The organism is Sorangium sp. So ce590 (assembly GCF_051521365.1).
Classification (GTDB): Bacteria; Myxococcota_A; Polyangia; order Polyangiales; family Polyangiaceae; genus Sorangium.
The window spans coordinates 9072695-9095350 of the sequence record NZ_CP150346.1 but is presented as its reverse complement, the minus strand read 5'-3'; the positions used below and the strand labels follow the sequence as shown (position 1 = coordinate 9095350).

The following is a 22656-nucleotide window of genomic DNA, read 5'->3' as shown; positions in this document are numbered from 1 at the left end:
CCCGCCAGCCACAACAGCGTCGCGAGCGCAGCTCACACCCGAGCGGCGCCGCGCGCGCGGCTCACACCCGAGCGGCGCTGTGAGCGCGGCTCACACGAGCGATGTGCAGATGCCGATCCGGGGATGATAGACGCCGATCCGGCGCTTTCCCCCGCTCGTCTCGGGCGTCACGAGCACCACCATGCTCTTGACGAGCGGGGCGTCGGCGCGAATCCGCACGTGCTGGCCGGCGACGACGACGTGCCATATCTGCACCGTCCCGAACCTCGTCACGACGACACCCTCGTAGATCTGCGCGGCCGACGGCGCGCCGCGCAGCGCCAGGCGGCAGGCGGTGTAGCTGCCCAGCACCTTGTACAGGAGCACGAACGGCATGACCGCGAACGAGAAGGCGAGCAGCATCGCAACGAAATCGATGCTCTGAAAAAACGTGCCGACCCCGAGGAGCCCCGCCCAGACGACCAGCGCGTACCCGACGCCGGCCAGCTGATGCCGGGCGTGCCGCAGGGCCGCCCAGGGACGCGGGGGCGGCTCGCGCAGCTCCCCGGGCAACTCGATCGCGTTGAGTGACTCCATCGTTCGACTTCGACATACTCGCGACGGCGGCGGAGCTCAATCGGACAGCGCGGCCGAGGCCGCATTCCTGCTGTCCTCCGCCGCCCGCCGCCGCTGCCGCGAGGCAGCCCGCCGCTCGCGGGCGCCGCTCGCCGCAAGCCGAATCTCGCCGAATTCCTCTGGAAATCGCGCCCGGTTCGAGCAGGATTGCCGGACCATGAGCACCCTGCGAAGCCGCAAGATCGTCCTCGCCGCCCGGCCGGTCGGCGAGCCCAGGACGTCTGATTTCAAGCTGATCGAGGAGGAGCTCGCCGAGCCCGGCGAGGGCCGCGCGCTGCTGCGCACGCTCTACCTGTCGCTGGATCCGTACATGCGCGGCCGCATGAGCGCCGGCCCGTCGTACGCGCCGCCGGTCGAGGTCGGCGATGTGATGGTCGGGGGCACCGTGAGCGAGGTGCTGCGGTCGAGCGTCGCCGGTCTGTCGCCGGGCGACCTTGTCGAGGGGCGGACCGGCTGGCAGACGTACGGGATCACCGATGGAAGCGATCTGCGCAAGGTGGATCCCGCGCTCGGCCCTGTCTCGACGGCGCTCGGGGTGCTGGGCATGCCGGGCATGACGGCCTACACCGGGCTGCTCAACCTGGGTCAGCCGAAGCCGGGCGAGACCGTGGTGGTCGCGGCGGCCTCGGGGGCGGTGGGCTCGGTGGTGGGGCAGCTCGCGAAGATCAAGGGCTGCCGCGCTGTCGGCGTCGCGGGCGGGCAGCGCAAGTGCGACTACGTGGTGCGCGAGCTCGGCTTCGACGCCTGCCTCGACCGCCGCAGCCCCGAGCTGGCGGCGCGCCTGAAGGAGGCCTGTCCGGACGGGATCGACGTGTATTTCGAGAACGTGGGCGGCGCCGTGTTCGATGCGGTGCTGCCGCTCCTGAACCCCTTCGCTCGCGTGCCGGTGTGCGGCCTCATCGCCCACTACAACGACACCGCGCCGCCGCCCGGGCCGGACCGCCTGCCGGGCCTGATGAGACAGGTGCTGTCGAAGCGCCTGGCGCTGCGCGGCTTCATCGTCAGCGACTTCGCCGAGCAGCACCCCGAGTTCCTCCGGGAGGTGAGCCGCTGGATCGGCGAGGGCCGCATCAAGTACCGCGAGGACGTCGTCGAGGGGCTGGAGAAGGCGCCCGAGGCGTTCATCGGGCTGCTCAAGGGCGAGAACTTCGGCAAGCTGCTCGTGCGCGTCGCGTCGTGAGCGGCGCCGGGCCGAGGGATCACGGCGCGAGGATCACCGCCCCGCCCGGCGGGATGCTCATCGAGAGCATGCCGGCCGCGGAGACCACCTCGGCCTCGCCGCCGAGCGCGTCGGTGAGCTCGGTGCCAGCCGGCAGGCCCAGCGCGTGCGCGACCTCGACCGAGATGCTCTGCGCCGTCGCAGCGCGCGTGAGCGCCACGACCGCGGACCTCCCCTCGGCGAGCCGGCGGCCGAAGACCAGCGTGTCCTCCGTGGCGGTGAGGTTCACGTAGGCGCCGCGGCGGAGCGCGGGGATGTCCCGGCGCGCGGCGCCGAGCTGGCGCACGAAATCGAGCGTCTCCAGCTCGTCGGGCGCGAGGTCGTCCTCCGGACGCCACAGGCTGCGGTTGTTCGGGTCGACGCCGCCCCACTCGCCGTACTCGTCGCCATAATAGAGCAGCGGCGCGCCGGGGAGGCCCAGGAGCCACGCCATCGCCAGGCGCACGCGGGCATACGCCTCGGGCGAGTCCGGGCCCTCCGCGGTGTCCGACCACTGGCGGTTCGGGACATCCCGATCGTGCGCCGCGTCCTGACCCCGGTAGTCGGCGAGCGTCGCGAACCGGGCCGTGTCGTGGCTGCCGAGGTACGGCGTCATGATCGCGCCCTCCGGCCACCGCTTCTGCCCGTCCTCGACCCAGTACGCGGCGTGCAGCATGCCCGCATCGCCCCAGGCGAACGTGCGGTAAGAGACGCCGTGGTAGAGGACGAAATCGAACTGGCCATCCAGCCCCTGAGGACCGATGTACTTCGCGATCGTCCCGTAATTCTCGTCGTTGCACGACGCGCCCTGCCCGCAGTCGCTCCAGCCCATCGCCGTCTCGCCCATCAGGAAGTAACGGGTGCCGGCCGGCTCGAACGTCTCGCGGACCTCCGCGGCGAGGTTGCGCGTCGCGATCTCCTCCACGTGCTTCACGGCGTCCACCCGGAGCCCGTCGAGATCGAACGCATCGAGCCAGTGGACCGCATCCTCCACGAACGCGGCGTTGGCCTCCGGCACCGTGTGGTTCACGTCGGGGAGATACCCCGCAAACATGCAGTCGAGCGCGTGCGACGTCCAGTCGCAGCCGTCCGTGCCGCAGACGCACCCCGTCCGGAACCAGTCCGGATGCGACGCGACGTACTCGTGATCTTCATGGACGTGGTTCACAACGAAGTCCTGGAGCACGCGGATCCCGTGGCGGTGCGCCTCGGCCACCATCGCGCGCAGCGCCTCGGCGCCGCCGAGCCGCGGATCCACCTCGCGCGCCTTGATGGGCCAGTACCCGTGATACCCGGTCACCTGGTGGACTCCATCGCTCGCCGGGTACGCGCCGGCGGGGTTCTCCTGGAACGGCGTGAGCCAGATGGCCCGCACCCCCAGCGCGTCGAGGGTGCCTTCTTCGATCGCCTGCCTCAGCCCCTCGAGATCCCCGCCGGCCCAGTCGCCCCGCGGATCGGCGCCCGGCGTGGCGGGCGCGTTCAGGTCCGGATCGCCGTCGCGGTAACGATCGGTGACGACCATGTAGATGAGCGCGTCCTCCCAGGAAAACGGCTCGGCCTCGACCCAGAAGACGAGCCGGAGCGGCTCGCCGACACGGCCGCTCCGGGTCGCCCCGCGCAGGGTGATCCGGTGCTTGCCGTCGGCGAGGCCCCGCACGTCGATGCGCACGTCGCCGCGCTCGTCCACCGAGAGCTCCTGCTCGGTGAGCAGGCGCGCCTCGCCGTCCTGGTCCTGCAGCATCGCCTCGAACGCGGCTGTGTCCGGGCCCGCGCCCTCGATGCCGTCCCGGTACGCGAGCCGCGCCTCGAAGGCGCCCTCTCCGGCGGCGGCCCGGGTCACCTGGCTCGAGGCGACCGAGAACGCCGGAAGGCGGCAGTCGGGGACCTTGACGGCCGAGTTCTCGATTCCGTCGACGTACTTGCGGCGCCCCTCCGCCGGGTCGAGCACCCATGAGACGTCGCTGCCGGACCGATAGGCGATCTTGTAGGCGTGGAGCCCCGGCGGCAGGTCGACCGTGGCCACGGGCTGGCCCTGTGCGCCGCCCTCGAGGAGCTGCGGGGCGGAGCCGAGATCGAAGCCGTTCCACTCGCCAGGGAGGCGGACGTCCGTGGCCCCCGGGGGCGCGGTGAACGTGAACGACGTCGGACAGAGCAGGTCGCCCTGCCAATCGCCGCCACCGCTGCCGCCGCCGCCGCCGGCTGCCCCGGCGCCGCTGGCTGCCCCGGCGCCGCCGCCGGCTGCCCCGGCGCCGACTGCCCCGGCGCCGCTGGCCGCCCCGGCGCCGCCGGTGCCCTTTCCGTGACCGGTGTCGAGTTCGTGATCGTTCCCACACGCGAGCGGGACGGTGAGGAGCGTGGCCGCGGAGACAGCGGCCAACACGAGGGCAATGCGGCGGCGCAACATGGCCTCGAGGAATATCCGATCGCAGGAGACGTGTCTGCGCAGGCGTCGCGGAAAGTCGACCCGAGCGGCGCGGAGAAGAGCGACGCTCCGCCCATACTGTCGCGTCGCCCACAGGCGCGGCGCTGGTTCTATCTCCGCTTCAATCCTTGGGCGGATGCCAGCCGACGATGATCCAACCCCGTCGGGCTTCCACGAGCTCAGCGCGGTTCAGACGAACCGCGGCGATCGTAACTCTGCCAGTGAGCGTCTTGCCCATGACAATGTCCCCCCTCTGTGCTCCAGCCGAAATGGTCTTGCCAGACCTGCCGCCGTGGGTCGAAGATGCGCGAGATCTCTCCGGTGTGCGGGTCGGAGGCGGCGATCCTGTTGCCTTTATGATCGTTGCACATCGAGCATGCGAGCCAGAGGTTTTCTCTGGCAGTAGGTCCGCCCAGCGACACCGGGATGATGTGGTCCAGCTCCATCGGCGTGCCGGTGATGCTCGACGAGGTAAGGCAGTACCCACAACGATGACGCGCGTCCGCGGTGATCTGCTCCCGCAGCGCCTTGGGAACGTAGCTACGGCTCATGTTCCTGGCGCAGCCCCGAGACGTCATGTCCTCGCTGCTTGAGCAGCGCAGCAGCTCGGGAGCGAACAAGCATGATCCGCGTGGTTTCGCTCATGAGCGTCGCGAGCGCCTCCGTCTCTGATGCGGACAGCCCCTCCCCCTGACGCTTGATATGGAGCTCCTCCAGGTCGGCAGCCTTCTCGGGGGCGAGGCACGTCCTGGCGGCTCGCCATAGGTCTTCGTCGTCTAGGAGATGCAGCGCGGCGATCGCCTCCGCCATGTCGGCCGGCAGCTCGCCGGGCTCTTCGGGAAGCGAACTGCTGACCGCCTCGACGATCTCGGCCTCGACCGTGCGGTGGGTCCTGATCGCGCGTCGAGCCAGCCGCTCGTACAGCGGCTCCGGGAGGTTCACGGTTACAGCTTGAACAGCCATGCCTACATGTTACTCCGCGCTGTCCGGCGATCAAGCGCCGCGAGACCCGGGAAGAGAACGCCAAGGAGGACGCTGCTCACGACCCGTCCCAGATGGCCCCGGCGAGTCCGTCCGCCTGCATCCGTTCGGGCCGGAGCCCGTTTCCGTACGAATCACAGTACCCGTAGCTAGCGCATCAGCCGCATCGCCAAGCGGCGCCGGCTGCATGCGCTTGTAGGGCCGCTCCGTGGCCATTGTGCGCGTCAGATTGTCATCCAGGAGGTGGTTGCTTCAGGGGACGGGATATACAAGCGCACATCCACGCCATCGTTGCGTGCGAAGAGCTGCTCGGAATCCTTCGACGGGAAGGGGCGGAGCAGCTCGATGAGGAAGCTGGTTTCGACGAAGACGTGTTTCATCGCGTTTCGTTGCGCTGGGGTCAGGCGACTTCGCGGATGTTGGATCCCGAGATGGCGGGAACGATATCCGTGATGAAAGGCGCCGCGACATCGCCGTTCCTGCCCGCGGCCGCCGCGGGTTCGGTGGCCGATCTCCTCGCTTGTGCTCCCAGCGAAGGCATGGATCGGCATGACCGCACAGATACCGGCCCAGCAAGCGATTGCCGGGTTTGGCGTTTACGGACTACATGTCCTGGACGACCGCGGCCATCTGCTTCAGCGCGCGGGTATCGCGCAGCGGCGCGTTGCCGAACATGCGCGAGTACTCGCGGCTGAACTGCGAGGCGCTCGTGTAGCCGACGCGGAACGCCGAGGCCTCGGAGCCCAGGCCTTCTTCGACCATCAGGCGGCGCGCCTCGAGCAGGCGCAGGCGTTTCTGGTACTGCAGCGGACTCATCGCGGTGGCCTCCTTGAACCGCTTGAAGAACGCCGCCCGGCTCATCCCTGCGGTGCGCGCGAGCGCGGCGATGTCGGCGTCCTTGTCGAGCGACGCCTGCAGGCGATGGATCGCCTCGGAGATGCGGTGCGCCTGGCTGCCCGCGCGCACGAGCTGGCGGATCGCCGGGCCGTCGGGGCCTTTCAGCAGGTGAAAGATCAGCTCCTTCATCACGAGCGGCGCGAGCACGGTCGCGTCGTCGGGCGTCACGAACAGCGCGCCCAGCCGGAGCGCGGCGTCGAGCATGCGGTCGCTCGCCTTGCCGATGAAGATCGCGCGCCCCGGGGGCTCGAGGTCCTCCGGCCGCGCGCGGTCGAGCTGCGCCGCAACCTCGCGCAGCGCGACCGCATCGAAGTCCATCTTCAGGGCCAGGAACGGGTGCGCCGATGACACGCCCGCGACCCGGCTCGTCACCGGCAGGTCGATCGGGCTAACGATGTAGTGCGGCTCGCGCTCGCGATAGACCTGCCCCTCGAGCAGGATCTCCTTCGTGCCCTGCACGATGATACAGAACGACGCACGCCAGTGCCGCTTGGCGCGCTGATCCTGGCGCGAGACTTTGATGCAAGAAATTCCGGGCACCGGCGAGGCGTGCACGCCGTCGCTGGGGCACCACCGCTCGATGAGGATCTTCAACTGGTCCCGCCCGGCGAACACGGTGGCAGCCTAGCCCCATGTAGACGATCGGGCAAGAACTGGAGACGACCGTGTATTTCGCGCGCGCCGCGGCGGTGCCATCGTGTTCGTGAAAGAAGGAGAGGTGTCCCATGCGTGTCTTCCTCACTGGAGCCAGCGGCTTCGTCGGCTCCGCCATCGTCCCGGAGCTCTTCCGTGCCGGCCACCGAGTGCTCGGTCTCGCGCGGTCGGACGCGTCCGCCGCCAAGCTCGCCGCCGCCGGCGTCGACGTGCACCGCGGCGAGCTCATGGATCTCGATGGCCTGCGCCGCGGCGCCGCCGCCTGCGACGGGGTGATCCACTGCGCGTTCTCCCACGACGACTTCACCGACCGCGCCGGCAACTGCGAGAAGGACCGCAACGCGATCGAGGCGCTCGGCAGCGCGCTGGTCGGTTCCGAACGCCCGCTCGTCATCACCTCCGGCATCGCGCGCTTCACGCCGGGCCGCGCCGTCACCGAGGACGAGATGCTGGACGTGTCGACCGGTGGCGCGCGGGCCGCCTCCGAGCAGCTCGCCTTCTCGTTCGCGAGCCGCGGCGTGCGCGTGTCCTCGCTGCGGCTGCCGCCGTCGGTCCACGGTGAGGACGACCACGGGTTCGTCCCGATGCTGATCGAGATCGCGCGCAAGAGCGGGCGTTCCGGGTACATCGGTGATGGCGAAAGCCGGTGGCCCGCGGTGCACCGGCTCGACGCCGCGAGGCTGTTCGCGCTCGCCCTCGAGAAGGCGCCGGCCGGCGCGCGACTCCACGCGGTGGGCGACGAGGGGATTCCGACCCGCGAGATCGCCGGCGTGATCGGCCGCAAGCTCGGCCTGCCGGTCGAGTCGGTCCCCAAGGAGCACTTTGGCTGGCTCGGCGCGTTCTTCGCGCTCGACACCCCCGCGTCGAGCGCGCTCACGCAGGCGCGGTTCGGCTGGAAGCCTGAGCAGCCCGGCCTGCTCGCCGATCTCGAGCACGGCACGTACTTCGCGCGCACGTAGCTCTATAGGGCTTGTCGTTCTTCTCGAGGACGAACCTCGACGGAGGCGCCTGGATTCATCGCGTTGTTGAGCGAGACCGCGCAAGCGCAGTAGCTCCAGACTGCGGCACACACCGATAGAAGTGTTGGTCGCTGCGTGCGCCCACGATGTCTATCGTGGGCTGACTGACCTGTCACACAGCCCGTGTTGGTGCCTTCTTCATCCACATCATGCAGCGCGACTGGAAGGTATTCGCCTCGCAGCGTCTTCGCGATGGTGGCGCCGCAGCTATGGTCGCTGCGCAGGTCGAATCTCGAAAATCTGACGCGCGCGGAAGAAGCACACGTCGAATTCCAGGAAGAAGTTGATCTGGCCCAGAATGACAGGCACGGTGTCTACTCTTGCCCAGGCGAACGCCAAGCGCACCGGTGCGAAGCCCGCTACGACCGCCGACACGAGGACGGCGCGCGCCTCGGCGATCGCCAGGTTCCCGCTGAGCTGCACCACGGTGCTCTGCTGATCCCAGTCGAACCCAAGGCTGACACCGATCGCGTAGGGCAGGACATTGACCGCAGCCCCCGTGTCGAGCAGGCCCAACGCTGGCACGCTGCGCCCTCCCACCAGCGTTAGCGGGAGCATCGGCGCAAGGCTTCCGGCGGCATGCTCAGAGGAGCGCGCCAGGAAGGAGAACTGCTGACCCGTAGCGGGCACGTCGCGGTTCCTATTCGGTGCGCAAGGTCTGGAGGAGCGTCTCGGCCGCCTCAAACGCTTGGTCGGGCGACCACACGGGGTAGGACTGGCCCGCCCTGAGCGCGGGTAGCTCCTCCGCCTCCGCCAGCTCCTGTGCGAGGAACTGGATCAGCTTGAGCTTATCAGCACGCGGCAAAGACTGGATATCCGGGAGCAGTTCTACGAGGGACATGACGCGTTACCTCGGCTAGTGATCTTACCATGGGTCGCTCATCGCCGCAAGCGTTGCCGCCTCGGCGAGCAGCCCGTCGGGCCCGGCTCATGTCCACGATCCATCGGCTCGATCGACACCTCTACGCCGCCCACGATGCTCGAATGCCCAGTCGGTTCGGTGCTACGCGCCGACGACGTGCACTGTTCGGAAGCCATGCTCCGCCGCGCGAATCAACGTATACACGTTCAAGCGAGTGCGCTGACCATGACGTAGTAACCGTCCGGATCGCGGAGAGCGAACTCTCGGGTCCCGGTGGCCGGATTCGTCTGGGGCTCCTCCGCGAGTTGACTGACAAGTGCTCTGGCGCGTGACAGCGCCTCGTCGAAATCATCCACCCGGAAGAACAGCAATAGCCCATTGCCAGGCTCCGCTCGATCGGGACTGATCAGGGTTGGGTGCTCATGGCCTCCCCACTTGTGAAGACAGAGCAGGACCGTCCCGTCCGTGTCGAGGACTTGCCCGAAATAATCATGAGCAGGTGCCGATTCTGGCTGACCGAAGAGCGACTGATACCAGTTGAAGCTGCGACCCACATCAGCGACCCCAATGATTGTCCACGTGCGTTTCATCGACTTCTCCTGCGGCCCAACGATCTGGCGGTGTGCCACGCCGCGAAGCGGCGTCGGCACCAGCGCCTTGTTGGGCTGCTCCTCAGCCAATCAAGACAGCACGAGGAAGGCTGCCGTCGGGTCCGCTTCGAAGGCGAGCACGTCGTCGTACCGCGCTCGGAGCAAGGCTGCAACTGCGGCTGTCGTGCAGTTCCCTAAGCGCACCCATATTATCTTGGGCGGATGGCCGTAGAGGAATGCCCGCTGCTGGAAGTCTGAGTCCTTCGAAACAATTGCAAGTCCGTTCTGGGCGGCAAAGCTCCAGACGACTTGATCATCGGCAGCGCCGAGCCCGACATCCCGGACATGAACGGATGCAGGATAGTGCTCCGCCAGCAAGGCGACGAGCCGATGCGACAGGTTCTGATCGAACAGCAGCTTCACGTCGGCGGCACCGCCCAAAGCCTACGCTCTCGGTCGGCCGCGAACGCCAGGCAGGCACGCACGTCTTCCGCAGTCAGATCTGGAAAGTCGGCAAGGATCTCCTCTACCGACATGCCAGAAGCGAGATACTCCAGAACGTCAGTCACTGTAATCCGCAACCCGCGGATGCACGGCTTACCGCCGCGCTTGCCTGGCTCGATCGTGATTAACTGCTGGTAGTTCATGCCAGCAGGATAAACGGGCGCGCTCCCGGCGTCAACATGGCCAGCTGCGCAGGCGCTCAGCTGGGGGTCGGGAATCGTGCGAGGCGCAGATGCTCGGCGGGGGCGGCCGCAGTCGGTTCAGCGTCGTGATGGCGGCCGCCAACAGTCCGTCCACCGTTTCCGCTGCAAGCGGCCGCCGCTCCCTGGCGGGCGCGGTGCAGGAATTGTCCGACAGGCCGTTGTGCCCGCCCAACGGCTTGGGTTTCAGCCTCAGGGCGTGCTGGCGATTGAAGCTACCCTGGGTGCCCCGTCGTGCTGTAAGCCCTTGTTGGGCAGCCTTGGTCATGGACGACCCTTACTTCGCTCAGGTCGGGGAAGCTGGACAGCGGAGATCTCAGCCGACGCGTTCGCCGTCTCGCGCGCGACAACGCGCACTTCGCCCTTCTCGAACTGTGCTTCAGCAATGCTGGTGACCGCGTCGTTCCAAAGAACGGAGCGGGTATCCAAGGCGGCGGTATCCGTCTGCGTCGCCATCGAGAAGATCACTCTCCGCACACCCCCGGTCTCACCGGTTGGACCGACAACACAGCAGGGAAGCGGCGGCGTGAAGACGGCGTGGAAGTCGCCGGCGCCATTCTTCGCATGATCGAGCACCGCGGTGCGCAAGTGGGGGGTAACCTGGTCAAGGATCTCCCCTACTGTCGCGGCGCGGGTTCCAACCTCGTCCATCAAGATCGTCTCTCGGCCCGCCTGCCACCGCGCGCCGGCGCCGTCAGCGAGCGTTACATCGATCACAGTGTCAAACTGGACGTGCACGAGCTTGATGAAACCGCCCACGAGGTTGCGCGCGAAACTGGACCACGGGACGGCGGTGCTCTCGACGGGATCAACCGCTACCGCTTTCAATGATTCGGCCTTGCGTCTCGCCGCATCGGTAAAGCCGTTCGCCGACCAGAGGATCAGTTTGTTCGTTGGAAGGTCGGCATGTTTCTGGGCCATGCTTTCCACCCATGTGACGTCGGCGGGGCGACTTCGGTCCCGCACCTCGATCCCTAACATGAGCGAGTACCCACCGACGGATGACTCGGCAACGACGTCCACCTCGCGATCTTCGCCAGTGCGTGCGTCACGCAAAAGGCGGGACTCCGTAACGGTCCAATCAGGACCGAGATCCTTGTGAACCTCGAGCACCAAGCGTTGCAGGATGTTCGAACGTGCTGGCATCGCTACCGTTTCCTTGGGCTATTCCGGGGGCTGCCCAACGGCTACCCGGTCCCCCGCGGGGCGTCCTGCCGCGCGGCGCGCGGCGGGGCAAACCGTCGGGTGCAGCGGGTTGTTGAACGAAACCGCGCAAGCGCGGTAGCTCCAGACTGCGGCACACGCCGATAGGAGCGTTGGTCGCTGCGCGCGCTCACCATGTATCTCATGAGATCGCTTGCCTGTTGCCAGCCCATGTCGGCGCCTGGCACTCTTGTCCTCGCACGGCGATGCAGTGTCGCCGCGCGTTCGACGGAGACGACCATGGTGACGCTTACGACCTGGCGGGGGCGAATGAGTGAGGACATGCGGCTGCGCGATTTTCGACCGCGGACTCAGGAGGGATACCTGCTCTCGGTGCGGCCGTTCATCGATCGGGTAGCGCGGGAGCCGGAGGCGCTCACGGACGAGGACGAAGGATGCCCCGTGCGTTCCAAGGGACACGTGCGCGCATGACCCGAAAAACATCACGATCGCCGCTCCTCAATCCCGCCGACATCGCCCGTCCGCGGCCATGAACCCCCCCAGATCCTCGCTCGCCCCTCCACACACCGCCCTCGCAGGGATGCCGCCGTGCCTTCGCCGGCGTGAAGTCCCCAGTCTCCTGCTGCTGCCATCCGGGCGGGTTTGTTCAACCAGCGTTTTAACGCCGGTCGGAGCGTCGCTCGCTTCGCGAGCGCCACTCCGTCGCCGCGAAAACGCTATTTCGTTAGGCGGACTTTGGTTCCGTCGGGTCCGTTAAGTGGTATGGAGGAAGTGGTACTCCGCTATCGAGAATTGCATCAATTTGCTTCCGTAGCGGTGATGTCTCGGGTTCTCCGTTGTTCATAAAATCGATGATAGACACAGGCCCAACGAACCGACGGAATGCCGGAGCGATGGTCCATGTTCGCCCTTCCTCGGGTATCAAACACTCCCACAGTTGCTGGTCGTCGCTAATCTGGATCATTCCCTCATGCCGGCCATACAAATTCAGTAGCGCCATGAGCCGCCCTTGAACGGGCATTACCACGATCGTGTGACATTGTGGAATTGCAAACATAGGCATCTGCATCTCGTCACGCGCAAGGAAAGCGGAGCCCCGAATACCCAGTTGCGCGCGTGATTCCGGCTTCCGTTCCCAGAGGGCTTTTCGAAGGACACCTGAATGCTGAGACGTAACAAAGTTGCCTCCCAGTAGCGTTGCCCCCAAGCCGATACCAAATTTGATCAAGAACCGTTCGCCCCAGTCCACATCCATCGCGAGCTGCGCTGGCACCATCACTCCCTCAGGTCGGCTCTTAATCCAGTTGTACTGCGCCTGTTGTCTGCTGGTCGTTAGCGCTGGATACGGTACGCTATCGCGGTGAGGCGCTGCGTTTACAAGATGTATAGGCGTCACCTCGTCGAATGTCTCTCGCGCGCCTCGGTACACAATTGGTGGCCAGACAGGATTGGTCCCGACGAACGCGACAAATACTGTCCCCGGATCGACTTTGGTGGCGGGGATGTGCGGAGGGCGCCCCGCAAACACGTCGGCGTCCGTGTACGGTTCATGGAAGTGGTATATATGATCGCCTGTTGGTCCTAGCCAGAATTCACAGATTGTGCCATCTGCTTGGTTCCAGTCCGAGCGAGTGCCTATGTACGACGGAGGGAATGCAACTTCTGCATTGGGGTCGTATGTCCGGCGGGCTGCATCTGTCTTCCAGTTGTGAATCGGCCAGCTCTTGGCGAACCGCCCATCAATCCACCGACCGCATGCAGAGTTGCAATCTTTGCAAACCCGACAACGGAACGGGTTCGTCGGTTGAACGTTCCCGCCTAGCGCACGTGGGAGCACATGCTCATCGGTGAACAATGCACAATCCTTGTCGTAGCCACAGTATGGACAAATCACGTCGAGGTCCTTTCTCCTGCCTAACGTCGCAATCAGCTGTGACGCGCGGCCTATCTCCGTCGTCCAGCATGTAGGTCGCGAGCCGCCGCGACCTATCTTCGTATTCCCGCGGATGAGCCGCATCTCTCCGTGGTCTATTTCTGTATTTACGGAGGTAGGCCGCGACCTCCGCGACCTATCAGCACAACTCCGGAAGTAGACCGCCGGTGCATAACCACGTATTCCGTCGCTAGGTCGCTGACGCCCCGGCTGATCGCGCCACGAGATCGGTACAGATCGTACCGCGCACCGTGCGACCGGGATCCGGGCAAAATAGCCTCGATCCGATGGTTGGTTCCGGAAATCCCGCCTCGTTTGTCCCGGCGAATCTGGTCGGGTGATTGACCCGGGTGGGGACGGCGGCCCTGGGCGCCGTGGCTCGCCATCGCCGGGCGCCCGCACGCCCAGCGTCGCCGGCGTCATGAGGGGCCATCGAGTTCGAGGGGGCGCGTGCGCTCGGCCGGCCCGTCGATCCGCAGCAGGCACGCGCGCATGAGGATGCGGTCAAGGCCTCACGCGGTCGCGGCCAGCTCGGCGTGATCAGCCTCCGGGCCCACGGACCGCCGCTCCTGGGTCGACCGCCGAACCATCTGATCCCACCCATCGTGCCCCTCCTGCGCATCGTGAAGGGGGTAGCGTAGCCTACCGCCAACCCGACATGTCAACCCGTCGGTGCGCGGCGATCAGGCGACTCGAACGACGCAAGGTTGCGACGGGTTGGTGGAGGCGGCGACCTTGCCGGAGGTCGAGACGTCAGCGGCCGGCCGATGCGCCCTTCGGTAACGGAGCCGTGTCACCTCGCCGGTGTTCGTGGAGAACCCCAAACCCCAACCCCAAGCCATCACCGCCCGACGGGCGCCATCCTGCGCCGGCGGTGCGTAGTCCGACGTGCTCCGAGCAGCCCGCAGATCTAGCGACTGCTGAGCGGCTCCTTGTCGCGCGCGCCCGCGGCGAGGTACTGGCGCAGGTGCCGGCGAAGCGAGACCCGCGTGATCCCGAGCGCGCTCGCCGTGCGGGTCACGTTGCCGCCCTGGGCGGCGTAGACCGCGAGGATGTGCCGGCGCACGGCCTCCCCGAGCGACGCGCTGCCCCGCGCCGGAGGCGACGGCCGCAGCGCGCCCGGCGGGCCCGACCGCGGCGGTGCGGCCGGCCGCGGGGCCGCCGCGCCGATCTCGGGCGGCAGGTGCTCGAGATCGAGCGGCGCGCCGTGCGCCAGGAGGAACGCGCGCTCGACGACGCTCCGGAGCTCGCCGACGTTCCCCGGCCAGGGGTACGCCTCGAGCTGCGCGAGCGCGCGCGGGGAGATCCCGCCGCTCGGGAGCCCCGCCGCGACGCTCTGGCGCGAAAGGAAGTGCTCGGCCAGCCGGCGCACGTCGCCGTCGCGCTCGCGCAGCGGCGGGAGCACGAGCCCGAGCGCGCTGACCCGCCCGTGAAGACCCTCGTCGAACGAGCGGTCCAGGACGCGCGCGGCGAGATCGCGGCTCGTGGCAGCGATGACGCGCACGTCCGCGACAAGCGCCTCCCCGCCGCCGCTCCTGCAGAACGGCTCGCCGTCGAGCACACTCAGCAGCCGCGGCTGGAGCTCGAGCGGGAGCGCGCCGATCTCGTCGAGGAACAGCGTGCCCCCCTGGGCCAGCTCGAGCAGCCCCGGGCGCGCCGCATGCCGCCCGTCGGCCCCCGCGCCCATCCCCAGTCCCAGTCCCGCCCCCAGGCCCCCCAGCCCCGCCCCCGCCCCCACGCCGAAGAGCTCCTCCCGCAGGCGCTCGGCCGGGAGCCGCGCCGCGCTCAGCGCCACGAACGGCCCGCCCGCCCGCGGGCTCGCCGCGTGCAGCAGGCGCGCGCAGAGCTCCTTGCCCGTGCCCGGCTCGCCCGCGATGAGCAGCGGCGCGCGCTCGTGCCCCGAGAGCTCGCGCAGCCGCTCCATCGCGCGCACCCAGCGCTCCGAGGCGCCGACGACGCGCACCTCGCTGTCATCCTCGAGCCAGAGGACGCGCGTCATCCCGCCGCCGAACCAGCGGAGGTGTTCCGTGCGCCGGGAAGGGGCTGCGCTTGCTTCCACATCGCATCTCCTCGATTCGTGGATAATTCGAGGGCAGACGGCGGGCGCCGCGTCTGCCGTTGTCTACATTACCGTGCTGCCCTCAGCGCAGGCGGCGACCAGCGATGAGCCACCCGGTACGACGATGGACGATGGCGGACGAGCCGCGACGAGGACCAACGAGGGACGATGACTGACATATGCCGGATGATCTCACCCGGTCAGCGACATCCACTCTACCGCGAACCACGTTCTGGTGGAAGGGAGATCCCGACGGGGCATCGCCGGGCGCCGCCGGGCGCCATCAGGGCGTCGCCGGGCGTCGCCGGGCGTCATCAGGACGTGGATTGCCCGACGAGGAACTACGTGCTCAAAATTTGTGCGTGAGCGCGGACCTGGGTTAGTCGACCCCTGTACCCGAAAGGAGAGACGACGAGATGAGCTCGAAGCGCAAGACCCCGGCCCGCACCAAGACCACGAAGGTCCCGAGCCCGCTCGCTGCCCCGGCCACGTCGGCGCAGCCGCCGAGCGCGGTCTCCGCCCCCGCCGCCGTCGAGAGGCCCTCTCCGGCCACGGCGCGCGCGGCCGGCCGCCCGCGCGTCGAGGCCCCGAAGGCCGCGCCTCCGCCCTCGCGCCTGTCGCGCGAGGAGCGGCACCGCCTGATCGCCAAGGTGGCCTACGGATATGCCGAGAGGGCCGGCTTCCGGAACAACCCCGTTGAAGACTGGCTGAACGCCGAGCGAGAGGTCGACGCGCGGATCGAGCGCCTCGCCAGCTGAGGCCCCCGCCGCGGCGGCGCAGGCGGCGCGCCGCGCCGTCGCGCCCGGGCCCACTCGGGCCCACGCGAGACCGACAGGCGCGCTGGCGCGAGATCCAGCAAGGGTGTCCACGGACGGGGAGGGCGAGAGCTGCGTGACGCCGCTCTGGACCGCGAAGGTCAGCACCCCGATACTTGCGCCATGCATTCAGGTCACGTCCTCGCCAACCGCTTCCAGCTGGAACGCCTCGCGGGCTCCGGCGGGATGGGCGCGGTGTGGCGGGCGGTCGACCGGCAGAGCGGCCAGGCGGTGGCGCTCAAGGTGATCTTCAACCAGGGCAGGGAGCACGTCGTGCGCTTCCAGCGGGAAGCGCGCCTGCTCGCGGAGCTCGAGCACCCCGCCGTCGCTCGCTACATCGACCACGGCGTGACGGCCGACGGGCTCTACTACCTCGCCATGGAATGGCTCGAGGGCGAGGACCTCGGCGCGCGGCTGTCGCGCGGGCCGCTCGGGATCGAGCCGAGCCTGATGCTCGTCGGCCGCGTCGCCGAGGCGCTCGCCGCCGTCCACGAGCGCGGCATCGTGCACCGCGATCTCAAGCCGACCAACGTGTTCCTGCCCCGCGGCGACATCGGGAGCGCGAAGCTCATCGACTTCGGCATCGCGCGCCAGGCGGACGCGACCTACGAGCTCACCCTCACCGGCTCGGCCATCGGCACGCCCGCTTACATGGCGCCGGAGCGGGTCCGCGGCGATCTCGACGTCGACGCGCGCGCCGACCTCTACTCGATCGGGTGCCTCCTGTTCGAGTGCCTCACCGGGCGCTCGCCGTTCGTCGCCCAGCACCCGCTGTCCGTCCTCGCCAAGGTGCTCTTCGAGGCCGCCCCGCGCCCGAGCACCTTCTGCCCGAACATCCCGCCGCCGCTCGATCTGCTCGTGACCCGGCTGCTCGCGAAGAACCCCGCGGAGCGCCCCGGGGACGCGGGCGAGGTCGCCGCCGAGCTCCGCATGCTGAGCGTCGTCGAGGGCAACACGTCGACAGGCAACGGCCTGCCGACCCCCGCGCTGACGAAGAGCGAGCGGCGGCTCGTCAGCGTCGTCCTCGCGGCCGAGATGAGCGCCGGCAAGCGCGGCCCGCCGTCGGGCCGCCCGCAGGGGCTGTTCAGCCCGCCGCCGCGGATCGACGACACGATGCTGTCGGGCCACCACGCCACCGTCGTGTCCGGCAGCAAGGAGGCGCTGCCCGCGGACCTGCTCGCGCCGATGCCGCTGGTGAAGCCCCGGCCGGCGCCGCCGCCGACCACGCCGTTCCACGAGGTCCGGCAGGCCGCGCAGTCGCACGGCGCGGTCCTGGAGGTGCTCGCCGACGGCTCGGTCGCCGCCGTCGTCGCCGGCGCGGGCTCGCCGACCGATCTCGCCGGGAACGCCGCCCGCTGCGCCCTCTCGATCCACGCGCTCCTGCCCGGGGCGTGGGTGGCGCTGGCGACCGGCTGGGACGTCATCGCCGGGACGCAGGCGGTGGGGCAGGTCATCGACCGCGCCGGCGCGCTGCTCGACGCGCGCGTCCGCCACGCCACGGACGATCCGTCGTCGGGCCGGCCGGTGCTCATCGACCGGATGACGGCCGCGCTCCTCGGCGACCGCTTCGAGATCGCCGCGGGCAGCCAGGGCCCCACGCTGCTCGGCGCGCGCGAGCCCCAGGACGGCGGGCGCAAGGTGCTCGGGAAGGCGACGCCGTGCGTGGGGCGCGAGCGGGAGCTCCGGGCGCTCGAGGACCTGCTCGACGAGTGCGCCACCGAGGGGGTCGCGCGGGTCGTGCTGATCACGGCCGGGGCCGGCGTCGGCAAGTCGCGGCTCGGCGACGAGCTGATCCGGCGGGTCGGGGCGCGCAGCGAGCCGGTCGCCGTGTGGCGCGCGCACGGCGATCCGATGCGCGGCGGGGCGGCGCTCGGGCTGCTCGCGCAGCTCGTGCGGCGGGAGGCGGGCCTGCGCGGCGACGAGCCGATCGAGGCGCGGCGGGAGAAGCTCGCGGCGCGGGTCGCGCGGCACGTCGGCGCCGCCGCGCGGGAGCGGGTCACCGAGCTGCTCGGCGAGCTCTGCGAGGCGCCGTTCCCGGAGAGCCCGGCGCTGCGGGCGGCCCGGCAGGACCGCGCGGTCCTGGAGGAGCAGACGCGGCGGGCGTTCCTCGACCTCCTGCGGGCCGAGAGCGACGCGCAGCCGGTGCTGATCGTGCTGGACGACGTGCACTGGAGCGATCGCGGCACGGTGGACACCATCGACGCGGCGCTCCGGCTCCTGCGGCACCAGCCGCTGATGGTGCTGGCGCTGGCGCGCCCCGGGGTGCGCGAGGCGTTCCCGGACCTGTGGGAGGAGCGCGAGGCGACCGAGATGCGGCTCGGGGAGCTGTCGCGCCGCGCGTGCGAGCGGGTCGTGCGGGAGGTGCTCGGCGACGAGCTGCCGGCGGCCGAGCTCGCGGCGCTGATCGACCGGTCGGCGGGCAACGCGTTCTTCCTCGAGGAGCTGGTGCGCGCGACGGTGGAGCGGCGGGCGGGGGAGGTGCCGGAGACGGTGCTCGCGATGATGCAGTCGCGGATCGCGGCGCTCGAGCCCGAGGCGCGGCGGGTGCTGCGCGCCGGGGCGGTGATGGGCGAGGTGTTCTGGCGGGGGGGGCTCGAGGCGCTGCTCGGCGGGGGCGGGCAGGTGCCGCAGCTGGAGTCGTGGCTGCTCACGCTGGAGAAGCGCGAGCTGCTCGAGCCGCGGCCCGAGTCGATGTTGCGGGGGGAGGTGGAGCTCGCGTTCCGCCACGCGCTCGTGCGGGACGCGGCGTATGAGATGCTGACGGACGCGGATCGGGCGCTCGGCCACTGGCTCGCGGCCGAGTGGCTGGAGCGCGTGGGCGGGGACGATCCGGCGGCGCTCGCGCTGGTCGACCGGCACCTCGGCCGCGCGGCGGAGGAGGCGCTCGCGCTCGGGAACGCCGACGGCGCGGCGGGGCACCTCGCGCGCGCGGCGGGGGTCCGCGCGCGCGTGGGCCAGTTCGACGAGGCGATCGCCGCGATGACGCGGGCGTTCGAGCTGGTGGACGTCGCGCGGCGCGACCCGGGCGAGCTCGGCGGGTGGGTGGCGGTCCTCTCGAGGGCGGTCGGCCACGGGCGGCGCGCGCCGTCGCTCTCGGCGGTCTCGGACCGCATCCTGACGCGCGTGGACGCGGGCGCGTCGCTCGAGCTCCGGGTGAGGGCGCGCATCGAGCTCGCGCGCGCGCTCGGGGCGACGAACCTGTTCCGGCTGTCGCACGACCTGCTCGACGACGTTGTCGAGATGGCGGTCGGGCGCCGCGAGCTCCTGCGCGAGGCGCTGATGGTGGACGTGGAGGTCTCGTGCCTGCAGGGGCAGTTCGCGCGCGCGCGGCGCGCGGCGCTCGACCTCGACGCGCTCGGGCCGATCGAGGATCTGCGGGGGCTCCTGTCGGTCGCCCTGGCGCGGGCCACGTCGGGCGATCGGGCCGGCGCGATGGAGGCGCTGTCGCGCTCGGAGGCCGCCTCGGCGTCGGGGGACCTGGGCGTGGAGGCCGTGCGGGCGAAGCTGCTCGCGATGGTCGAGCTCTACGCGGGGGATTTCCGGGCCGCGGTGCGGGCGTGCGAGCGCGCGCTCGAGCTGGATCGGTCGCTGGGGCTCCGCTTCGACGGGGTCATGAACCTGCACAACCTGGGCTATGCGTGCGTCCGGCAGGGCGATCTCGCGCGGGCGCGGGCGCTGTTCGCGGAGTCGCTGGAGCGGGCCGACGAGGCGGGGTACGACCGGGTGGCGGCCTCGAACCGGATGTTCCTCGCGTACCTCGACGGGGTGGAGGGGGTGGGGGACGCGCGCGAGCGGCTGAAGGAGCTCACCGCGCAGGCGGAGGAGCAGGGCTACTGGCGCGACGTGCTGCAGGGCCGCTGGGCGGCGGCGATGCTGCTGAAGAACGCGCGCAACGACGCGCTGGCGCGGCGCGAGTACGAGGACCTGCTGGAGCTGTCGGTGCGGCTCGGGGATCCGCTGCTGGAGAAGGACGCGCGCACGTGGCTCGACCGCGGTGAGCGGTGAGGGGCGGCGGGTGCGCCCGCGGAGCGCGGGGGCGGCGTCGGGTCGGGTGCAGCGACTCGGGGAAGGAGAGCGCCACGGAGGGGGGGACGGAGACAGGGCGGGCGGGTGCGATGGCTTGGCGTGAAGGGCTGTGGAGGCCCGGCAGCGGTGGCGTGAAGGGCTGCGGACGCCCGGCAGCGGTGGCGTGAAGGGCTGCGGACGCCCGGCAGCGGTGGCGTGAAGGGCTGCGGACGCCCGGCAGGCGGTGCGAGAAGCGCTACCGGCACTTGGCCGACCCGAACGCCTGCGGCGGCAGGACGGGGCCGGCTGCCTCGCCGAAGTGCAACTGTAGTACGGCCTGGACTAGATAGCCGATCCTGAATCGGCGACGGGCGAGCTGGTCGCGGGCCCAGGCTCGCGTTTGAGCCGGTGACGTCGAGAGCGCCGCAGCCGCGCCCTCGGCGCCACGCGGGCCGAGCAGCGCTCGTTCATGCAGATCTAGCGCATGGCAGGTTCAGGGGTCATCGGACCGTTCCCGCCGTATTTCGCCCTGGTCGCGTCCGAGAGCCTTCGGGTCCTGGCAATCTCGCCGAGCACCGTGGCTCCTTCGCTCGGGGTGCGCTCGAACGTCTCGTAATCGACATGGTAGAGCCCGAAGCGGGGCTCGTTGCCGTGCGCCCACTCGAAGTTGTCGAGCAGGCTCCAGTGGTAGTAGCCGCGCACGTCCACCCCTTCGTCGCGGACCCGCGCGATCTGCTCGAGCGCCCGGACGATCACCTCGGCGCGGCGGGCGCCGACCTCGGTCGCGATCCCTGATTCGGTCACGAGCAGGGGCATGTCGGGCCAACGGGCGCTGTAGCTCTTCAGCAGGGAATAGATGCCGGCGGGATCGCTCTCGTATCCCATCGCCGGAACGAGGTAAGTCGGGTCGACGGGCGGCATGCACGTCGGGCCAGCGCAGAGGCTGATATCGATGACGGGAACATTGGGCTGCAAGCCCGACACCCCGACCCTGGCGTAGTACTGGAGGCCGAGCCAATCGAGCGTGTCCCTCCACTCCGGGTGGGGTTCGTCGAGCTCGCCATCCATGTCGGTATCGAACGACCCCTGCTGCAGCGCCTCGATGAAGGAGTACTCGAAGAACCACCGCAGCCGATCCACGGCGGCGAGGTCCTCGGGGTCCTCGCTCGGCTGCCCGTCGCGGACGGGCACATACACCTGCACGCTGTGGGGTATTCCGATGCTGGCGGCGACCCCATCTCCGTCGGCATCGATCTGATCGGCCTCCTTGATGGCCTTGTATATCGCCGCGTGCGCGCTCAGGAAGTTGCGCACGGCGGGCACGAAACCGCCCTGGAAATCCGTGATGAACCCAGGCTTCCCCGGAGGTCCCCCGCCGAAGCCGTAGGCGGACAGGAGATACACCATGGGTTCGTTGAGGGTGCCCCAGTCATCGACGCGATCGCCGAACCGCTCCGCCAGCAGCCGGGCATGGTCTGCGAGCTCCTGCACCACCAGGTCCCCGCCCTCGGGGTGGTTCAGCCCGCAGAGGTTCGCGTCCGTCGGGCCGTCCGCGCACCCGACGTCGCGCGGGTCATCCACCCAGACAGGATTCGAGAAATGGTGGATGACGAGCATCGGGTGGATCTCGTTGCCCCGCAGCGCGTCGAGCACGTCGCTGTAATGCTCGAGCGCCTCCTCGTTGATGGCGTCTCGCGTCGGCTCGATCCGCGCCCACTCGAAGCTGAAGCGGTACGCGTCGAGGTGCATGTCGGCGATCAGGTTCACGTCGTCGAGGGCCTTCGAATAGCCATGCACCGCGTCACCGATGATGGATCCCTTGCCAAGGCCGTCCGGCTCCGGCGTGGTCCAGAGATACCAGTCGGTGTCCTCGTTCTGATCCTCGATCTGGGTCGCAGAGCTCGACGCTCCGAATCGAAAGCTGCCCTTGCCAGAGGCCGCCGAGGACGATCCGAAGGCTGGGAACTCGAGCTCCTGCGCCAAGGGTGATGGCTCCTCCTCGTCGCCCGAGCATGCGGCAAGGACGACGGGCAGGAGAAGCAGCGTGGTGGTCAGCTGGAAGATGCTCTCGTAGGAATGAGGTCTCACGGCTCTGTATACCACGACCCCGGAGGCCAGGACGAGCCGGCCGGATCACGAAAGGCAGAACGGCGCGGGCCCCCAACGCGGGCAGGCGCTCGGGTGGTGGCCTGATTTGAACATGAAGGCGGGAAGAAAAGATCAATGATCTTCCCGCCTTCATGTGAATCACTCCGGGGCAAATTAGGCCACCACCGGTCTGTGGCCCTGGCGATGGGCGGCGGCTCGGTGGGGATGCCGAGGAGAGGCGCTCGTCGATCGAGGCGTCGACATCGCTCCTGAGGAGGTTCACTGAGGGCGCCCTCGCCGTGCGCCTCGGGCAGCGGCGGCCTCGTCTCGCCGGCGACGATGCCGCCGGTGTGACGGCTGTAGCGCGCCGGATAGCTGAAGCTCGCGGCGGGCGGCGCCTCCGCCTCGCCGCGCACCGTGACCTCGAGCGGCGTGACCATCGCGGGCCGCTCGGGCGCGGGCCGGGGCGCCGCGCCGGGAGCGCCCTGGGGCGGGGGAGGCTCGGCGGCGCTCGGCGCGGGCGCCGCACCTCGAGCGCCGGAGATCGGTGTGAAGACGGGGCGGGACTGAGCCCGCTCTGCCCGGTGGTACGGGAGGGGAGCGACCGTGATAGCGTGATGGACCGAAACCACCTCTTCTCCTGGCGTGCC

At 69.5% G+C, this 22656-nt stretch carries 20 protein-coding genes; 5 read left to right on the top strand and 15 right to left on the bottom strand.

What is annotated here, in order from left to right; translation table 11 throughout:
- Positions 1–90 precede the first annotated feature (90 nt).
- Positions 91–576, bottom strand: coding sequence for a hypothetical protein (locus WMF28_RS34400; RefSeq protein ID WP_437597746.1), 486 nt, complete (start codon positions 574–576; stop codon positions 91–93).
- A gap of 196 nt (positions 577–772) precedes the next feature.
- On the opposite strand from WMF28_RS34400, the gene WMF28_RS34395 reads away from it, so the two are divergent.
- Positions 773–1795, top strand: coding sequence for an NADP-dependent oxidoreductase (locus WMF28_RS34395; RefSeq protein ID WP_437597745.1), 1023 nt, complete (start codon positions 773–775; stop codon positions 1793–1795).
- 19 nt (positions 1796–1814) lie between these two features.
- Here WMF28_RS34395 and WMF28_RS34390 read toward each other — a convergent pair whose 3' ends face one another.
- The 5 genes from WMF28_RS34390 to WMF28_RS34370 form a co-directional block, all read right to left on the bottom strand.
- Positions 1815–4217 carry an alpha-amylase family glycosyl hydrolase gene (locus tag WMF28_RS34390; protein ID WP_437597743.1) on the bottom strand — a complete coding sequence of 801 codons (2403 nt, stop codon included), beginning with the start codon at positions 4215–4217 and terminating at the stop codon, positions 1815–1817.
- A 197-nt stretch (positions 4218–4414) separates the two neighbouring features.
- Entirely contained in the window at positions 4415–4786 is a 372-nt protein-coding gene (locus WMF28_RS34385; protein ID WP_437597741.1) for an HNH endonuclease, read from the bottom strand.
- Positions 4776–5177, bottom strand: a complete 402-nt coding sequence (locus WMF28_RS34380) for a hypothetical protein (protein WP_437597740.1) — start codon at positions 5175–5177, stop codon at positions 4776–4778. The genes WMF28_RS34385 and WMF28_RS34380 overlap by 11 nt, the downstream gene beginning before the upstream one ends.
- Before the next feature lie 263 nt (positions 5178–5440).
- On the bottom strand, positions 5441–5596 hold the full coding sequence (locus WMF28_RS34375) for a hypothetical protein (RefSeq protein ID WP_437597738.1): 156 nt from the start codon (positions 5594–5596) through the stop codon (positions 5441–5443).
- A 223-nt stretch (positions 5597–5819) separates the two neighbouring features.
- Entirely contained in the window at positions 5820–6728 is a 909-nt protein-coding gene (locus tag WMF28_RS34370) for an AraC family transcriptional regulator N-terminal domain-containing protein (protein ID WP_437597737.1), read from the bottom strand.
- A gap of 110 nt (positions 6729–6838) precedes the next feature.
- Between WMF28_RS34370 and WMF28_RS34365 the strand changes: the two genes are divergently transcribed.
- Entirely contained in the window at positions 6839–7726 is an 888-nt protein-coding gene (locus tag WMF28_RS34365) for an SDR family oxidoreductase (RefSeq protein ID WP_437597736.1), read from the top strand.
- Positions 7727–7993: 267 nt separating this feature from the next.
- Here the strand turns inward: WMF28_RS34365 and WMF28_RS34360 are convergent, their stop codons facing one another.
- From WMF28_RS34360 to WMF28_RS34335, 6 genes are all read right to left on the bottom strand, one after another.
- Positions 7994–8416: a hypothetical protein gene (locus tag WMF28_RS34360; protein ID WP_437597735.1), complete on the bottom strand. Its 423-nt coding sequence runs from the start codon at positions 8414–8416 to the stop codon at positions 7994–7996.
- Positions 8417–8426: 10 nt separating this feature from the next.
- A complete protein-coding gene (locus tag WMF28_RS34355) occupies positions 8427–8627 on the bottom strand; it encodes a hypothetical protein (protein ID WP_437597733.1) in 201 nt (66 codons plus the stop codon).
- 227 nt (positions 8628–8854) lie between these two features.
- Positions 8855–9328, bottom strand: a complete 474-nt coding sequence (locus WMF28_RS34350; RefSeq protein ID WP_437597732.1) for a VOC family protein — start codon at positions 9326–9328, stop codon at positions 8855–8857.
- The gene (locus tag WMF28_RS34345; protein WP_437597730.1) at positions 9329–9661 is read right to left on the bottom strand and encodes a DUF5615 family PIN-like protein; all 333 of its coding nucleotides are present in this window, start codon (positions 9659–9661) and stop codon (positions 9329–9331) included. It abuts the gene before it with no gap.
- The gene (locus tag WMF28_RS34340) at positions 9658–9885 is read right to left on the bottom strand and encodes a DUF433 domain-containing protein (protein ID WP_437297539.1); all 228 of its coding nucleotides are present in this window, start codon (positions 9883–9885) and stop codon (positions 9658–9660) included. The genes WMF28_RS34345 and WMF28_RS34340 overlap by 4 nt, the downstream gene beginning before the upstream one ends.
- Before the next feature lie 321 nt (positions 9886–10206).
- Entirely contained in the window at positions 10207–11088 is an 882-nt protein-coding gene (locus WMF28_RS34335; protein WP_437597729.1) for a hypothetical protein, read from the bottom strand.
- A 192-nt stretch (positions 11089–11280) separates the two neighbouring features.
- Here WMF28_RS34335 and WMF28_RS34330 point away from each other — a divergent pair, with 192 nt between their 5' ends.
- On the top strand, positions 11281–11577 hold the full coding sequence (locus WMF28_RS34330; RefSeq protein WP_437597728.1) for a phage integrase N-terminal SAM-like domain-containing protein: 297 nt from the start codon (positions 11281–11283) through the stop codon (positions 11575–11577).
- 253 nt (positions 11578–11830) lie between these two features.
- Here the strand turns inward: WMF28_RS34330 and WMF28_RS34325 are convergent, their stop codons facing one another.
- Both WMF28_RS34325 and WMF28_RS34320 read right to left on the bottom strand, forming a co-directional pair.
- Positions 11831–13123, bottom strand: coding sequence for an HNH endonuclease (locus WMF28_RS34325; RefSeq protein WP_437597727.1), 1293 nt, complete (start codon positions 13121–13123; stop codon positions 11831–11833).
- Positions 13124–13949: 826 nt separating this feature from the next.
- Positions 13950–15098, bottom strand: coding sequence for a sigma 54-interacting transcriptional regulator (locus WMF28_RS34320; protein WP_437597726.1), 1149 nt, complete (start codon positions 15096–15098; stop codon positions 13950–13952).
- 416 nt (positions 15099–15514) lie between these two features.
- Here WMF28_RS34320 and WMF28_RS34315 point away from each other — a divergent pair, with 416 nt between their 5' ends.
- Both WMF28_RS34315 and WMF28_RS34310 read left to right on the top strand, forming a co-directional pair.
- On the top strand, positions 15515–15856 hold the full coding sequence (locus WMF28_RS34315; RefSeq protein ID WP_437597725.1) for a DUF2934 domain-containing protein: 342 nt from the start codon (positions 15515–15517) through the stop codon (positions 15854–15856).
- Between the two features lie 180 nt (positions 15857–16036).
- On the top strand, positions 16037–19918 hold the full coding sequence (locus WMF28_RS34310; RefSeq protein ID WP_437597724.1) for a protein kinase domain-containing protein: 3882 nt from the start codon (positions 16037–16039) through the stop codon (positions 19916–19918).
- Between the two features lie 477 nt (positions 19919–20395).
- Here WMF28_RS34310 and WMF28_RS34305 read toward each other — a convergent pair whose 3' ends face one another.
- The gene (locus WMF28_RS34305) at positions 20396–22006 is read right to left on the bottom strand and encodes a glycoside hydrolase family 1 protein (protein WP_437597722.1); all 1611 of its coding nucleotides are present in this window, start codon (positions 22004–22006) and stop codon (positions 20396–20398) included.
- Positions 22007–22656: the final 650 nt, after the last annotated feature.

Bases quoted from the DNA above. Each gene is read 5' to 3' on its own strand.
- WMF28_RS34400 (WP_437597746.1), bottom strand. From the start codon at position 576: ATGGAGTCACTCAACGCGATCGAGTTGCCCGGGGAGCTGCGCGAGCCG.
- WMF28_RS34395 (WP_437597745.1), top strand. From the start codon at position 773: ATGAGCACCCTGCGAAGCCGCAAGATCGTCCTCGCCGCCCGGCCGGTC.
- WMF28_RS34390 (WP_437597743.1), bottom strand. From the start codon at position 4,217: ATGTTGCGCCGCCGCATTGCCCTCGTGTTGGCCGCTGTCTCCGCGGCC.
- WMF28_RS34385 (WP_437597741.1), bottom strand. From the start codon at position 4,786: ATGAGCCGTAGCTACGTTCCCAAGGCGCTGCGGGAGCAGATCACCGCG.
- WMF28_RS34375 (WP_437597738.1), bottom strand. From the start codon at position 5,596: ATGAAACACGTCTTCGTCGAAACCAGCTTCCTCATCGAGCTGCTCCGC.
- WMF28_RS34365 (WP_437597736.1), top strand. From the start codon at position 6,839: ATGCGTGTCTTCCTCACTGGAGCCAGCGGCTTCGTCGGCTCCGCCATC.
- WMF28_RS34355 (WP_437597733.1), bottom strand. From the start codon at position 8,627: ATGTCCCTCGTAGAACTGCTCCCGGATATCCAGTCTTTGCCGCGTGCT.
- WMF28_RS34340 (WP_437297539.1), bottom strand. From the start codon at position 9,885: ATGAACTACCAGCAGTTAATCACGATCGAGCCAGGCAAGCGCGGCGGT.
- WMF28_RS34335 (WP_437597729.1), bottom strand. From the start codon at position 11,088: ATGCCAGCACGTTCGAACATCCTGCAACGCTTGGTGCTCGAGGTTCAC.
- WMF28_RS34330 (WP_437597728.1), top strand. From the start codon at position 11,281: ATGTATCTCATGAGATCGCTTGCCTGTTGCCAGCCCATGTCGGCGCCT.
- WMF28_RS34325 (WP_437597727.1), bottom strand. From the start codon at position 13,123: ATGCGGCTCATCCGCGGGAATACGAAGATAGGTCGCGGCGGCTCGCGA.
- WMF28_RS34315 (WP_437597725.1), top strand. From the start codon at position 15,515: ATGAGCTCGAAGCGCAAGACCCCGGCCCGCACCAAGACCACGAAGGTC.
- WMF28_RS34310 (WP_437597724.1), top strand. From the start codon at position 16,037: ATGCATTCAGGTCACGTCCTCGCCAACCGCTTCCAGCTGGAACGCCTC.